We start from the raw sequence: 12,940 nt of genomic DNA on the forward strand, positions 1-12,940 counted from the left end.
CGGTGCGATCCAGCGAGAACGCCAGGCAACGAAAAAGGCCGGACCCAGCGGGGCCCGGCCTTTCACGAGGGAATGGTTGGTTGGCTTCAGGCCAGCGGGCGGCTCGATCCGAAGAACAGCGCCTGGCTGATCGCGGCACGCACGGTCGCTTCCTGAAACGGCTTGGTGATGAGATAGGTCGGCTCGGGCCGGTCACCCGTCAGCAGGCGCTCGGGATAGGCGGTGATGAAGATCACCGGCACGTCGACCAGCTTGAGAATGTCATCCACCGCATCAAGGCCGGAGGAGCCATCGGCGAGCTGGATATCGGCCAGCACCAAGCCCGGCGTTTCGCGCGTGGCGATCTCGCGCGCCTGGGTGCGGGTGGCGGCCATGCCGCACACGTCGTGGCCAAGCGAGCGGACGAGATCTTCCAACTGCATCGAGATCAGCGGCTCGTCTTCGATGATGAGCACGCTGGTGGCCGATTCGCGGTCGATTTCCTCGATCGCTTCCTGGACCAGCGCTTCCACGTCGGACGGGGTGCGGTCGAGAATCTCGGCCACTTCGGGCACGGAGAAATCTTCCAGCGTGATCAGCAGCAGCGCCTGGCGATTGGCCGGCGTGATATGCGCCAGCCGCTCTTGCGCGGCGGTTTCGTGAAGGCCCAGCCCGCCACTGCCCGAATGATCGACAGTGTCGACGAAAGCGCTCGACCAGACCTTGTTGAATGCACGATAGAGCGCCACGCGGCCTTCGCCGATGGCGTTGCGCAGGCTGGCGTCCGCAAGGGCCGCTTCCAGCGTGGCCCGCACAAAAGCGTCGCCGGTCTGCTGGCTGCCGGTCAGTGCCCGGGCATAGCGGCGCAGATAGGGAAGATTGGTAGCTACTTTGGCGCCCAGCGACATTTAAACCCCTTCCTGGATACGCGATGCACCCCTAAATGCCCTAGCGCAGTTTCGGTTCCCGGGCCAGTCGCGGCTTTTTCGTGGCCTGCCTCATCCCGCCGCGGCGATGCCGTCGGCCCAGTCGGCCAACTGCCACACGCCGGTCGGTTTGGGGAAACGCGGCATCTTGGCCAGGCTGGCCGGGATGATCCCCGAATCCGCGCCCGAGATCAGCGCGACGGCGCAGCCCTGCTCGGCCAGGCGCAAAGCGAGCGTGGTGGAATCGCCATCGGGCAGGCGCAGGTCAAGCAGCGCGATCCGTGGCAGCCCTTGTGCAACCAATGCTTCGGCTTCGGCCAGATCCACCGCGCTTGCCACGCTATGGCCCCGGGCGGCCAACTCGTCTTCTATTTCCATGGCGACCAATACGTTGTCTTCGAGTACCAGCACATAATCGGCAGTCATCGGGATCGTGCTCCATCGCACCTTGGCACGATCGGCCAAGCAGCCGCGCCGCCTAGCCGGGAACCGGGAACCCGTTTGTGTCATTTGACATAGCCGAACCTCCGCCACTGCCCGATGATCAGGCGCAGCGGCCGGGGGATCGTGGCCAGCGCAGGAGCAAGACAGCGTGTTCAGAAGTGGCAGCAGCGCCGGCAGCGGGGGCCAGAGCGGGGCCGATCAGCGTCCATCCAACCAACCTTGCCGCACTTGCCCGCTGCGCGATCGACCGGGCCTGGTTGCGCCCGATGCCACGCAGCGCGAATGGATCGAGCGGCAGCGCGCCGGCGAGCGCGCGATTGCGCGCGGCGAAGAGGTGTTGCGCCAGGGCGCGCCGGGCGATCGCATGTTCACCGTGCTCGACGGCGTGCTGATGCGGTATCGCCTGCTCGAAGACGGCCGCCGCCAGGTCGTCAACGTGATGTTTCCCGGCGATCTGGTCGGGCTGCAGGCCGCATTCGATGGCGAGATCAGCCACGGCGTCACGGCCTTGACCGACGTGCGGCTATGCGTGTTTCCGCGGGATCGGTTCATGGACCTGGTCACGGCGCATCCGCGTTTTGCCTATGACGTGATCTGGCTGTGCGCGCGCGAGGAAGATGCGCTGGAGCAGCATCTGGTGGCGCTGGGCCAACGCCCTGCGCGCGAGCGGGTGGCCTACCTGGCACTGTGGCTGGTGGAACGCGGCCTGCAAACCGGCTTGGTGCCCGAAGTGGATGGGGCCGCGATGTTGCCCGTGACGATCACCCAAGGCCAGGTGGCCGACATGCTCGGCCTGTCACTGGTGCACACCAACCGCACGATGCAGGCCCTGCGCAAGGCGGGCCAGGTCGATTGGAGCGGTGCGGGTATTCGCGTGCCCGATCTTGCCAGCGTGCGCGCGCTGGTTGGTTTCGATCCTCACGGTTTGCCGAAAAGACCTTACATCTAAATTGCTTAGGTAAAGGGGGCACGGCGGGTTCCGGCCGAACTGTAAAAAGATGCAAAATTTTTCGGAACGGTTGGGAACTGATTTCCGGGTGGCCCGTTAAAGGCATGTCACCGCCGAGACCCCCCTCCCGTCCAAGCGGCTGGTGATACGATCCCGAAGGCCTCCGCCAATCCCCGGCGGAGGCCTTTTTCGTTGTGCCGGGAAAGGGCGATGCGTTGCCCTCGTGGCCGAGGCGACGGCGCGCGTTCTACAGCGAGAGGGCGTTGCGCAGGCGGCCGAGCAGGCCGGGGTGCCGCGCATGGCGCTGCACCAGGTTGGCCAGGGCTTCCCACGGAAACGGCTTGGCCAGCACATGGCCCATTTCGGCAATGTGCGGCGGGATGCTTTCGGGCGTGCCGGTGGAAAACACGATCAGCGGCCGCGCCGGGCTGATCGCCACGGCGAGTTCGGCCAGCGCCCAGCCATCGTCGCGATCGGCCAGGTGCACGTCCAGCACCAGGATGGCCGGGCGCAGGCGTTGCATTTCGATCAGGGCATGGGCGGTGGTGTGGCAGATCGCCACTTCATCGGCGCCGGCCTGCGCCAGGGTATCGGCCATCGCCATGGCCACGATGGCCTCGTCTTCCACCACCAGGGCATTGCCCAGCCCGCCTGTTGGCACAGACGGGGCGCTGGGCGGCGCGACGTGTTTCATGGCCTGCATTCCCTTCCCGCCGGCCCGTTCACCCGGCCATGTCTGCCGGGCTTGCCGGCCAGCGCCAGCGTGGGGCAGGGCCTTGCGAACAAGGGTGCCCCGATCGGCATAACGCCCCATCGGACGCCACGTTCCTGCGACACGCGCCTTGTGCCGGCCGGGGGCAAGCCCCCGGGCGATCACAGCGCGCGTTCGTAGATGGTATAGCGCTTGTTGACGTGGCTATCGATGGCGTCGGCAATCGCGATCATGCCCTGGTTGTCGTCAAGGATCCAACCGATCTCACCGCGCGAGGCACCATAGCGCTCCACCGAATTGCGGCGGATGTATTCGATCATCATGAAAGCCAGCTGGCTGGCCATGCGCGAGGATTGCAGCTTCTTGCGCACGCCCATCAGCGGCACGCGCATGGTGCGGCAGCGCGGCTTGCCCAGCCAGCGCAGCAACTTGATCCAGTTGAACGGGAACAGCTTGCCGCCCATCGGCTTCATCACTTCGTTGAGGTCGGGCAACGTCATCATGAACGCCACCGGCTCGCCCTCGTACTCGGCCACCATGATCAGGTCTTCGCGCACGATCGGCTTGAACTTCTTGCCGGCGTAGGCGATTTCGGTCTGGGTAAAGGGCACGAAGCCCCAGTTGTCGGACCAGGCGTCGTTGAGGATGTCGAGGATGATCGCCGCTTCGCTGTCGAACTTGCTCTTGTCCACGTTGCGGATGCGGATCTTGGCGTTCTTCTCGCCCGATTGCACGATGCGCTGGATCAGCGGCGGGAATTCCCTGGTGATGTCCAGCTCATAAGTCAGCAGCTGCTTGGCAGGCTGATAGGGCAGCGCTTCGATATAGTGCTGATAGCGCTCGCTCTGGTGGCCCATCATCACCGTGGGCGGATGGTCAAAGCCCAGAGTCAGCTGGCCCGGTTCTTCCCAGATCGACATCGACAGCGGCGCGAGCACGCGGGTCATGCCCTTGGCGCGCAGCCATTCCTCGGCCCGCGCGATCAGGGCGTGGGCGATCGTTTCATCTTCGGCTTCGAGCAGGCCCCAGTTGCCCGTGCCCGGCCCCATGCCCTGGATCGGGTCCATCGCCACGGCAAGATGATCGATATGGGCGGAAATGCGCCCCACAACACGCCCGTCGCGGCGCGCCAGGAACAGCTGCACGTCGGCATGTTCGAAGAACGGGTTCTTGCCGGGCGTGACCAGTTCCATCGCTTCCATGCGCAGCGGCGGCACCCAGTTGGGATCGGCTGCGTTGATGCGATAGGCCAGGTCTACAAAGGCAGCACGTTCGGCCTTGTTTGCAACGGGGGTGATGACTACTTCGCCTGCCACGATATCGCCTTTGTTTTGAGTTAACACGCGCGCTGTCCCGGATGCCTGCGGCTCTATCCGGTGACTTGTCAAGCCGGACGAACCCAGGCGCACCGGCGATCGCCCCGTCAGGCACCATTCATGCCTGATCCTACAAGGGTCTCTTGGGAACCGTTTTTGCCATGCTTGCCACCGACTATTTCGAACAGAGCGATGCCCCCGCGCCTGCCGGCGCCACCGTGGCGCCGCGCGCCGCCGGGCTAGCCGGTACGCCCGAAGACAAGGCCATGCTGCGCGCCGCCGCCGATCTTACCCGCGACATCGCGCGCGCCCGGCCGGAAATCTACTGGCCCGACATGCTCGTGTCGGCCGGTCTCGGCTATGCCGCGCTGGGCCTGGCGATTGCCACTGCCCTGCGCGGCGGCAACTGGGGCGTGGTCGTTGCCCTGGGCGTGTTCTCGGCGCTCGCGCTCTATCGCGCGCTGCTGTTCATCCACGAATTGACCCATATGCACCGCGATGCGCTGCCCGGCTTCCGCTTCGTGTGGAACCTGGTGGTGGGCATTCCCGTGCTGATGCCATCGTTCATGTACGAAGGCGTGCATGCGCTGCACCACTCGCGCATCCGCTATGGCACGGCCGAAGACCCGGAATACCTGCCGCTGGCGCTGATGAAGCCGTGGTCGCTGCCGGTCTTCACGCTCACGGCGCTGCTGCTGCCGATCGGCCTGCTGGTGCGGTCGGCGGTGCTGGTGCCGCTGGGCGTGATCGTGCCGCCCTTGCGCAAGCTGGTGTGGGAACGCGCCTCGTCGCTGTCGATCAACCCGGCCTTCGTGCGGCGCAAGCCCGAGGGCGCCTTTGCGCGCATGGTGTTCTGGCAGGAACTGGGCGCCAGTGTCTGGGCCTGGACGGTGCTGGCCTGGTCGGCCACGCATGGCTGGCTGCCCCTGGCAATCGCGCTGTGCGTGATTTCGCTGGCCGCGCTGCTCAACCAGGTGCGCACGCTGGTGGCCCACTTGTGGGAGAACGAAGGCGAGCAGATGAGCGTGACCGGGCAGTATCTCGATTCGGTCAACGTGCCGCCGCCGGGCGTGTGGGGCGCGCTGTGGGCCCCGGTGGGCCTGCGCTATCACGCGCTGCACCACCTGCTGCCCTCGATGCCCTATCATTCCCTGGGCGAATGCCACCGCCGCCTGCGCGCGCATCTGGGCCTGCAATCGACTTATGAACGGGCCAATTATCCCGGCCTGTTCCCGCTGCTGGCGCGGCTGGTGCGCTCGACGATGGGCGCGCGGCCCGAAGCCTGAATTCTTCGCATTCGTGAAAAAGCCCCGCCCGGTGATCCGGCGCGGGGCTTTTTTCATTCCTCGGTGCGGATCAGCACGGCCTCGCCGATTAGCAGGAACAGCACGAAGGGGGCCCAGGCAGCAATCAGCGGCGGGTATCCGCCAAAGCTGCCCATGGCGAGCGCGGCATTGTCCACCACGAAATAGGCAAAGCCCAGCGCCATGCCGATCACCGCGCGCATGAACAACTGGCCCGAACGCGCCAGGCCGAACGCCGCCACTGCGCCCAGCAGCGGCATGAGCATGGCCGAAAGCGGGCCGGAAATCTTGTGCCACCACCGGCTTTCCAGCTCGCTGGTGCTGTGCCCTGCGGCGCGGATGGCATCGATCGAGCCCGACAGGTGCGGCAACGATTCAGCGTCGGCGTCGGCCTTGCGAATCAGGATCTGCGTGGGGGTGACGCCGGTGGCAAACACCGCGCTGCCCGTGGCCGCGGTGCGGCGCGCGCTCTGCACGTCGAACGCGGTCGGCTGGTCGAAGCGCCAGCCGGGATTGGCGAAGCTGGCGTTGGGCGCACGCACGATCTCGGTGACCATGCCGGTGGGATCGCGGCGGTGCCAGGTCACGTCGGTCATGCGCATGGCATTGCCTTCGCCGGTCACCGTGCGGGCATAGAGGATATTGGGCCCATCCTGCAGCCAGACGTTGCTGCGCACCTGCGTGTCGGTGGGCAGAGGGCCGTAATGCGCGGCCTGCCAGGCCTTGAGCGTGGCGGTGGAACGGGTGACGATGCGTTCGTTGAAGCCGAAGTTGGCCACCGCGATCACCCCGGCCACCAGGAACAGCGGGGCCAGGATCTGGTGCGCGGACAGGCCGGCGGCCTTCATCGCGACCACTTCGCTGTTCTGGTTGAGCGTGATCAGGGTGATGATCGTGGCCAGCAGCACCGAATAGGGCAGGAACCGCGCCACCAGCTGCGGCGCGCGCAGGCCCACGTACGTGAGCAACTGCGCCTGGCCATTGCCGGCGTGGGCAAGAATCTCGCCGCTTTCGCCCAGCAGGTCGAGCATCTGCAGCACCATGACCAGCATCAGCAGCACGGCCACCACGCGCACGGCAAACATCTTGGCGATGTACAGCGTCATCGTGCGCGACGGGAAGAATTCAAGCTGCAAGGGTATCGTCCTGTGCTGCCGGTTCGGCTGGGTTGGCACGGCCGCGCCGCGCGAACAGCTTGCGCACGCGCGACGCGATCTTGGCGAACACGGTTTCCAAGGCGCCGATCGGCTGCCCGCCGGGCACGTAGGCCAGGCGCCAGTACATCCAGATGATCAACGCGGAGAACAACGCGAACGGTCCCCACAGCGCGATTGCAGGGTCGAGCCGGCCCAGGCTGGCCACGTCCTGGCCGTATTCATTAACCTTGTGATAGGCGACGACCATCACGATCGACAGGAACACGCCGAGCGCCGAGGTCGATCGCTTGGGCGGAACGGCCAGCGCCACCGCCAGGAGCGGCAGCAGGAACATCATGACCACTTCCACCAGGCGGTAGTTGAGGCTGGCCTTGCTCTTGTTGCGCATGTCCTGGGAATAGGCCTTGTTCCAGCCGATCTTGAGCAGTTCGGGCAGGATGTATTCCCGGTCCTTGTCCCCGCGCTGGCGGAACTGGGCGATCTTGGGCAGATCGATGGGCAGGTCGTGCGTGGCAAACGTCAGCACGCGGGGGGAGGCCAGGCTCGGCCCATCCTGCACGATCTGTCCATCGGTCAGCCGGAGGATCACCGTGTCGCGGTTTTCGCGGTTGGCAAAGAACTGCCCCTCGCGCGCGGAGATCGTCATGGTTTCGCCCTTGGGCGTTACCAGGCGGGCAAAGATGCCTTGCAGGTCGCGCCCTTCATCACGGCTGGAATCCACGCGCAGGGCGGTACGGTCCTGCAGCGCGTTGAACTCGCCCACCTTGATCGACGCACCCAGCGCGCCAGAGCCAAGCTCGTACTGCAGCTCTTCGTAGTAATAGCGGCTCAGCGGCTGGATATAGCCCACGATCAGCAGGTTGAGCGCGGCGAGCGCCAGGGTGAACAGATAAGGCACGCGCAGGAGGCGGGTGTAGGACAGGCCCACTGCCCGCATCACGTCGAGTTCGGAACTGGTCGCCAGCTTGCGGAAGGCAAAGAGGATGCCCAGCATCAGCCCCAGCGGAATGGCAAGGCTTGCATATTCCGGGAACAGGTTGAGCAGCATCTTGAAGACGACCGTCACCGGTCCGCCCTCGGTGGCGACGAAGTCGAACAGCCGGAGCATCTTGTCCAGCACCAACAGGGACGCGGCCAGGACGAACACGGCCAGCATGGGCACGATCACCAGGCGGGCGATGTACCTGTCGATGGCGCTCAAGGATCTCACGTTCGGACGATCACCGTGTTGGTGGCAGGGGGCACGCCACGTCGCCCGTCGGCGCCGTGCAAGCGTCCGTGTCGGTTAGCCCGCTTCGCGGCGATGCGAAAGGTGAAAATGCCGCAGGGCCGCGCACGCAGACCTGCCGTTTTGCGAGGATAGAGTTAATAACTAAAGTTATTGCCTGTCCCCTTGTTTGGTAATAGTGCTGGCAAAATAGGATCCTGGCCAAAGCACGTGCATCCCGAAGGCAGGACTGGCCGCTGGCCAACGGGAACGTTCGTGGCGACCATGGGTTCCGCGCAAGACATCGGTGCGCGGCATGGGGCGCGTGGCCGGGTACGCATGAATGACTTGGAATGAACGCTTCCGCGCTGGACCGGGCGAACAGGAAGGCGTGATGAGCAGCACCATCATGCTGCTTGCTGCCTGCCGGGCTGGCGCCACGGACAAGGGAACAGGCAGTGAATTTCGTGACGTCTGGATCGAGTTGGTGGCAAGGCCGGCTGGCGCGGTGCAGTGCGCGTCCCGAGGAATTGACCGCGCTGGCCGATCGCTGCGAAACATTGTCTGCCGACGAACAACGCCTGGGCTTCGAGCGCATCCTGCGCACCCTGGGCGAAGTGACCCTCGCGCCCGAGGGCATGCCCGCCGATGGCGACAGCCTGTGGGTGAGCCTGCTGGCCGATTCGGGCGCCTATGAAAGCGCCGCCCTGGCGCTGATCCCCCCGACGGCGGTCTATAGCGGCGGGCGCCTCGTCGATGGCCGGTTCGTGGCGCAGGTCGTGCTGCCGAGCGGCGCTGGCGCCCACTCGCGCGAGGCCAAGTCGCTGGCCATGGCATGGCTCGCCGCCCTGCTGCGGGCCCTGGCACGGGAAATGATCGAGGAACGGCCGCTGCATTGAAGGGCGGTAAACGGCGGGGGCTTCGACAGGCTCAGCCCGAACGCGATGGCAAGCCGGTCAGCGGATCAAGGCCGGATCAGGCCTTTTCCAGCGTGCATTGCAGCGGATGCTGGTTCTGCCGGGCAAAGTCCATCACCTGGTTCACTTTGGTTTCGGCGATCTCGTAAGGGAAAATGCCGCAGACGCCCACGCCGCGCTGGTGGACGTGGAGCATGACGCGCGTGGCCTGCTCCAGGTCCATGTGGAAAAAGCGCTTGAGCACCATCACCACGAATTCCATCGGCGTGTAATCGTCGTTGAGCATCAGCACCTTGAACATGCTGGGCTTCTTGGGCCGGGCGCGGGTGCGCGTGGCCAGGCCGATCATGTCGCCGTCGTCGGCATCGCGGTTGTCGCCCGCCATGGTTGCACCCGACGCAACGACGCAAGCGGGATCGGCCACGTGGATTGCGCGCGGCAGGGGGGCGTCTGGCGCCGAAAGAAGTGCTGGTCTGTGCATCGGAGGCCTGAATATCGCATCGCAGCCGCCTCACGACAAGGGGGCGTTGGGGCAGCCCTGCCCGAAAATCGTTACCGAAACGGCAAATTGCGCCCCGTTTGCGATACGCAGCGGGCGATCACCGCCCGAATATCATGTAGTTGATGGGCATTGCATCGGCTGCGAGAGCCGGGAACGGCAAAAAGGCAGCCGCGCCTTGGGGGCGCTGGCTGCCTCTTGCCACGGGTTGCGTGTCCAGGATCGCCGCTTGCCCCGGCCCGCGCGCTATGGCGAGCGGGCGGAGGAAGCGCGAATCAGGTGCCGATCAGGCGGCGACCTTGATCTTTTCAACCGCGAGGCTGACGCGGTTGGAAATCGGCTGGAACGCTTCGTTGGCCAGCTTCAGCACGGCTTCGCTGTGCTTGCTGCTGGCAGCGACGGCCGCATCGAACTGCTTGCGCACGAGGGCGGTGTGCTTTTCGAAGAACTCGGTGGGCGACTTGGCGCTGGCCAGTTCCTTGATTTCGGCGGTCAGGGTTTCGATCGCCGACTTGCCTTCGGCGGCATAGTCCTTGGTCAGTTCCTGCAGGCCCGAAGCGAGGATCTTGCTCGATTCCACGACGGCTTCGACATTGCCCTTGGCGAATTCGCCGGCATCGCCGAACGCGGCCTGGCTCTTTTCGAAAGCGGCCTTGGCCTTTTCAGAGGCGTCCTTGAAAGCGGACTGGAACTTTTCGGAAAAATCGGTGGCGGTGGTCATGATGGAGTGTTCCTTCCTGGAAGCCGCGGCGGCGGCATGAGTCACGCGGGTCGTGAGCGGGGCCGGCACCTTCGCGTGGGGGATACCGGTTCCGGGTCTTGTCGTGACCAGAGGTTTGGCAACCGGGGGCTTGGCCGGAACCGCCTTGGCGGGGGCCTTCCCGGTCGGCAGAGGCTTGGCCACGGCGGGCCGCGCGGCGCCGGGCTTGCCCACGTTGCGGGCGAGCGGCTTGCTCGCCTTGGCGGGGGCAGGCTTGGCTACGGGCGGTACCACCGGTGCTGCGGCCACGGGCTCCTCCACCACGGGCGCGGCCACGAGGGGCTCGGCCAGAGGGGCGGGTTCCGGGGCGACAGACGGCGTCGCTTCGGCCTCTGCAGGGGTCACGAGCTTGCGTGAACGACGGGCGGCCTTCTTGGCTTGCGCCTGCTCCGTCGCCTGTGCCGCGCTTCCGACCGGCTCTACCGCCGGGGTGAGGTCAGCGGCAACAGCGGGCACCGGGCCTTCCGCCTGGGGGGCGGGGCTGGATGGCGTGCTGGAAAGCGTCCCTTCGTCCGTGGTATCTTCGGCCATGGCAATACGGCTCCTGCATTGCGGCCAGGCAAGGATCCGGAAAACCAAGTGCCGCGCAATGGCGGCGACTCAGCCACGGCCGGACCTGGCCCGTGCTGCAATGCAAAAAATAGGAATGCGCGGGCCAAAGTCAAGGATTTTGTGCAGTGCACAATATCCATCTTGGAGCTAATTGCACTAAGTTGCTGGGTCGTAACCGCAGATCGCGGCCGTGCCGTCATCGCATGCGCACATAACGGCCAGGGGCGTCTTCTATCGCATTGCGGCCGGGCACGCGGGCGCCTTTGGCCGGGACCGTCTTGGCATCCACATCGGCCAGCCAGGCCCGCCAATCGGGCCACCAGCTGCCCTTGGTTTCCTGCGCGCCGGCAAAGAAGGCTTCGAGGCTGGCAACGTCGCTGGGGTTGGTCCAGTACTGGTACTTGCCCGCAGCGGGCGGATTGACCACGCCGGCGATATGGCCCGATCCGGCCAGCACGAACTTCCACGGGCCGGCCAGGTGCCGCGTGAGCTTCCATACGCTGCCGGCCGGCGCAATGTGATCCTCGCGCCCGGCCTGGATATAGCAGGGCGTGGTGATGCGGTGCAGGTCGATCGGGGTGCCGTCGGCGCTGAGCGCGTCGGGCACGACCAACTGGTTGTCGCGATAGAGATCGCTGAGATAGGCACGATGCCAGCGCGCGGGCAGGTTGGTCGTGTCGCCGTTCCAATAGAGCAGGTCGAAGGCCGGATATTCCTCGCCCAAGAGGTAGTTGTTGATCACGTAGTTCCAGATCAGGTCCGGCCCGCGCAAGAGGTTGAACGTGGCAGCCAGATAGCGCCCGTCGAGATAGCCCTCGGTTTCGAGGCTTTCGAGCCAGCGAAGCTGGGCATCGTCCACGAAGTGGCACAATTCGCCCGCCTCGCTGAAATCGACCTGGGCGGTGAAGAACGTGGCCGAAGCCACCTTGTCCGCTTCGCCGCGCCTGGCCAGCACGGCGAGCGTGGCAGCCAGCGTGGTGCCGGCCACGCAATAGCCGATGGTGTGGACCGCAGGCACCGAGAGGCGCTTGCGCACCACGTCGATCGCCTCGATCTGGGCGCGCACGTAATCGTCCATGGTCACGTCGGCCAGGCTGGCATCGGCTGATTTCCACGAGACCATGAAGACGCTCAATCCCTGGTCCACCGCCCAGCGCACGAAGCTTTTCTTCGGGTTGAGATCAAGGATGTAGAAGCGGTTGATCCACGGCGGGAAGATCACCAGGGGCGCCGCCGCCACCTCATCCGTGGTCGGGGCATAGTGGATCAGCTGGAACAGTGGGGTTTCGTGCACCACCTTGCCCGGCGTGGTGGCGATGTTGCGGCCCACTTCGAACGCTTCGCCATCGGTGTGGCTCAACTGCCCGCGCTTGAGATCGGCCAGCAAGTGCTCCACGCCCTTGACCAGGTTCTCACCGCGCGTGGCGAGCGTGCGTTCGATCACCAGCGGGTTGGTCATCGGGAAATTGGCGGGCGAGAGCGCTTCGGTGATCAGGCGCGTCATGAAGCGCAACTGCCCGTGGCGCTCTGGCTCCAGCCCGGAAATCTCCTGCGCCATGTCTTCCAGTCGCTCGGCCAGCAAGAGATAGGTCTGGTGCAGCAGGGCGAACCAGGGCTGCTCGCGCCAGCGCGGATCGGCAAAGCGGCGGTCGCGGCGCGGCAGCGCCTCGGGCGCCACGTCGGCCGGGAGCTTGCCCGGCGTCGGGGGGCTGGCGGGAGCGTAAAGCTCGATCACCCGGTTCCACAGCTGCAGGCTTTCGTCCCACAGCCGCGCCTGGGTTTCGGCCTGGGCGATGGGCATGGCCGCGCACCAATCGTCGAACAGCTGTTGCCAGCGGCCGCCATCATAGATTCGCGTCCATGCCGGCTCGGCCACGGCAGTCTGTTCGGCCATGAAATCCAGCCACATCTTCTGCAACTTGGCGCCCGACATGGCCCAGTGCTGAAGATCGCCGGGATCGGGGGCCTTGGCATGGGCGGTGGGCAGGAACGGTGCGGCCATGGCCTGCATCGCTTCGGTTTGCAGGCGGAAAAGGTCTTCGAACACCGCGCTGTCGGTGGCAGCAGGCGTCTTGGCATTATCCGGTTCGCGCATCGACGACATAATCCCCACAATGCCCGGCACGCCCGAGCCAACCCACATCGTCTATCGCGCGCGGCCGTGCCAGGGGCAAGCCGCTTCGCGTCCGAATGCGCGTGATGCGCGCCGGGTGCGGGG

General features: G+C 65.6%; 12 protein-coding genes. 3 read left to right on the forward strand and 9 right to left on the reverse strand.

Features of this window, described 5'->3' with window-relative positions; translation table 11 throughout:
* Positions 1 to 86: 86 nt before the first annotated feature.
* Both FHW94_RS11510 and FHW94_RS11515 read right to left on the reverse strand, forming a co-directional pair.
* Complete coding sequence (locus FHW94_RS11510; RefSeq protein WP_168555946.1) at positions 87 to 887, reverse strand: response regulator; 801 nt, start codon at positions 885 to 887, stop codon at positions 87 to 89.
* 90 nt (positions 888 to 977) lie between these two features.
* Positions 978 to 1,331: a response regulator gene (locus FHW94_RS11515; RefSeq protein ID WP_168555947.1), complete on the reverse strand. Its 354-nt coding sequence runs from the start codon at positions 1,329 to 1,331 to the stop codon at positions 978 to 980.
* 166 nt (positions 1,332 to 1,497) lie between these two features.
* On the opposite strand from FHW94_RS11515, the gene FHW94_RS11520 reads away from it, so the two are divergent.
* A complete protein-coding gene (locus FHW94_RS11520; RefSeq protein WP_168555948.1) occupies positions 1,498 to 2,298 on the forward strand; it encodes a Crp/Fnr family transcriptional regulator in 801 nt (266 codons plus the stop codon).
* A gap of 247 nt (positions 2,299 to 2,545) precedes the next feature.
* Here FHW94_RS11520 and FHW94_RS11525 read toward each other — a convergent pair whose 3' ends face one another.
* Both FHW94_RS11525 and FHW94_RS11530 read right to left on the reverse strand, forming a co-directional pair.
* Positions 2,546 to 2,992, reverse strand: coding sequence for a response regulator (locus FHW94_RS11525; RefSeq protein ID WP_168555949.1), 447 nt, complete (start codon positions 2,990 to 2,992; stop codon positions 2,546 to 2,548).
* A gap of 179 nt (positions 2,993 to 3,171) precedes the next feature.
* A complete protein-coding gene (locus tag FHW94_RS11530; protein WP_168556111.1) occupies positions 3,172 to 4,329 on the reverse strand; it encodes a GNAT family N-acetyltransferase in 1,158 nt (385 codons plus the stop codon).
* Positions 4,330 to 4,487: 158 nt separating this feature from the next.
* On the opposite strand from FHW94_RS11530, the gene FHW94_RS11535 reads away from it, so the two are divergent.
* Entirely contained in the window at positions 4,488 to 5,612 is a 1,125-nt protein-coding gene (locus FHW94_RS11535) for a fatty acid desaturase (protein ID WP_168555950.1), read from the forward strand.
* A gap of 53 nt (positions 5,613 to 5,665) precedes the next feature.
* Here the strand turns inward: FHW94_RS11535 and lptG are convergent, their stop codons facing one another.
* Both lptG and lptF read right to left on the reverse strand, forming a co-directional pair.
* Positions 5,666 to 6,766: an LPS export ABC transporter permease LptG gene (gene lptG / locus FHW94_RS11540; protein WP_168555951.1), complete on the reverse strand. Its 1,101-nt coding sequence runs from the start codon at positions 6,764 to 6,766 to the stop codon at positions 5,666 to 5,668.
* On the reverse strand, positions 6,756 to 7,997 hold the full coding sequence (lptF, locus tag FHW94_RS11545; RefSeq protein WP_168555952.1) for an LPS export ABC transporter permease LptF: 1,242 nt from the start codon (positions 7,995 to 7,997) through the stop codon (positions 6,756 to 6,758). Before lptF ends, lptG begins: the two co-directional genes overlap by 11 nt.
* Before the next feature lie 455 nt (positions 7,998 to 8,452).
* Between lptF and FHW94_RS11550 the strand changes: the two genes are divergently transcribed.
* Positions 8,453 to 8,893, forward strand: coding sequence for a hypothetical protein (locus tag FHW94_RS11550; RefSeq protein WP_168555953.1), 441 nt, complete (start codon positions 8,453 to 8,455; stop codon positions 8,891 to 8,893).
* Between the two features lie 76 nt (positions 8,894 to 8,969).
* On the opposite strand, the gene clpS is transcribed toward FHW94_RS11550, so the two are convergent.
* From clpS to phaC, 3 genes are all read right to left on the reverse strand, one after another.
* The gene (gene clpS, locus FHW94_RS11555; RefSeq protein WP_168555954.1) at positions 8,970 to 9,296 is read right to left on the reverse strand and encodes an ATP-dependent Clp protease adapter ClpS; all 327 of its coding nucleotides are present in this window, start codon (positions 9,294 to 9,296) and stop codon (positions 8,970 to 8,972) included.
* Positions 9,297 to 9,696: 400 nt separating this feature from the next.
* The gene (gene phaP / locus FHW94_RS11560; protein WP_168555955.1) at positions 9,697 to 10,701 is read right to left on the reverse strand and encodes a phasin family protein; all 1,005 of its coding nucleotides are present in this window, start codon (positions 10,699 to 10,701) and stop codon (positions 9,697 to 9,699) included.
* A 217-nt stretch (positions 10,702 to 10,918) separates the two neighbouring features.
* Complete coding sequence (gene phaC, locus FHW94_RS11565) at positions 10,919 to 12,817, reverse strand: class I poly(R)-hydroxyalkanoic acid synthase (protein ID WP_246866075.1); 1,899 nt, start codon at positions 12,815 to 12,817, stop codon at positions 10,919 to 10,921.
* Positions 12,818 to 12,940: the final 123 nt, after the last annotated feature.

Origin of the sequence: Novosphingobium sp. SG720 (genome assembly GCF_012275365.1) — a bacterium.
GTDB lineage: Bacteria > Pseudomonadota > Alphaproteobacteria > Sphingomonadales > Sphingomonadaceae > Novosphingobium > Novosphingobium rhizosphaerae.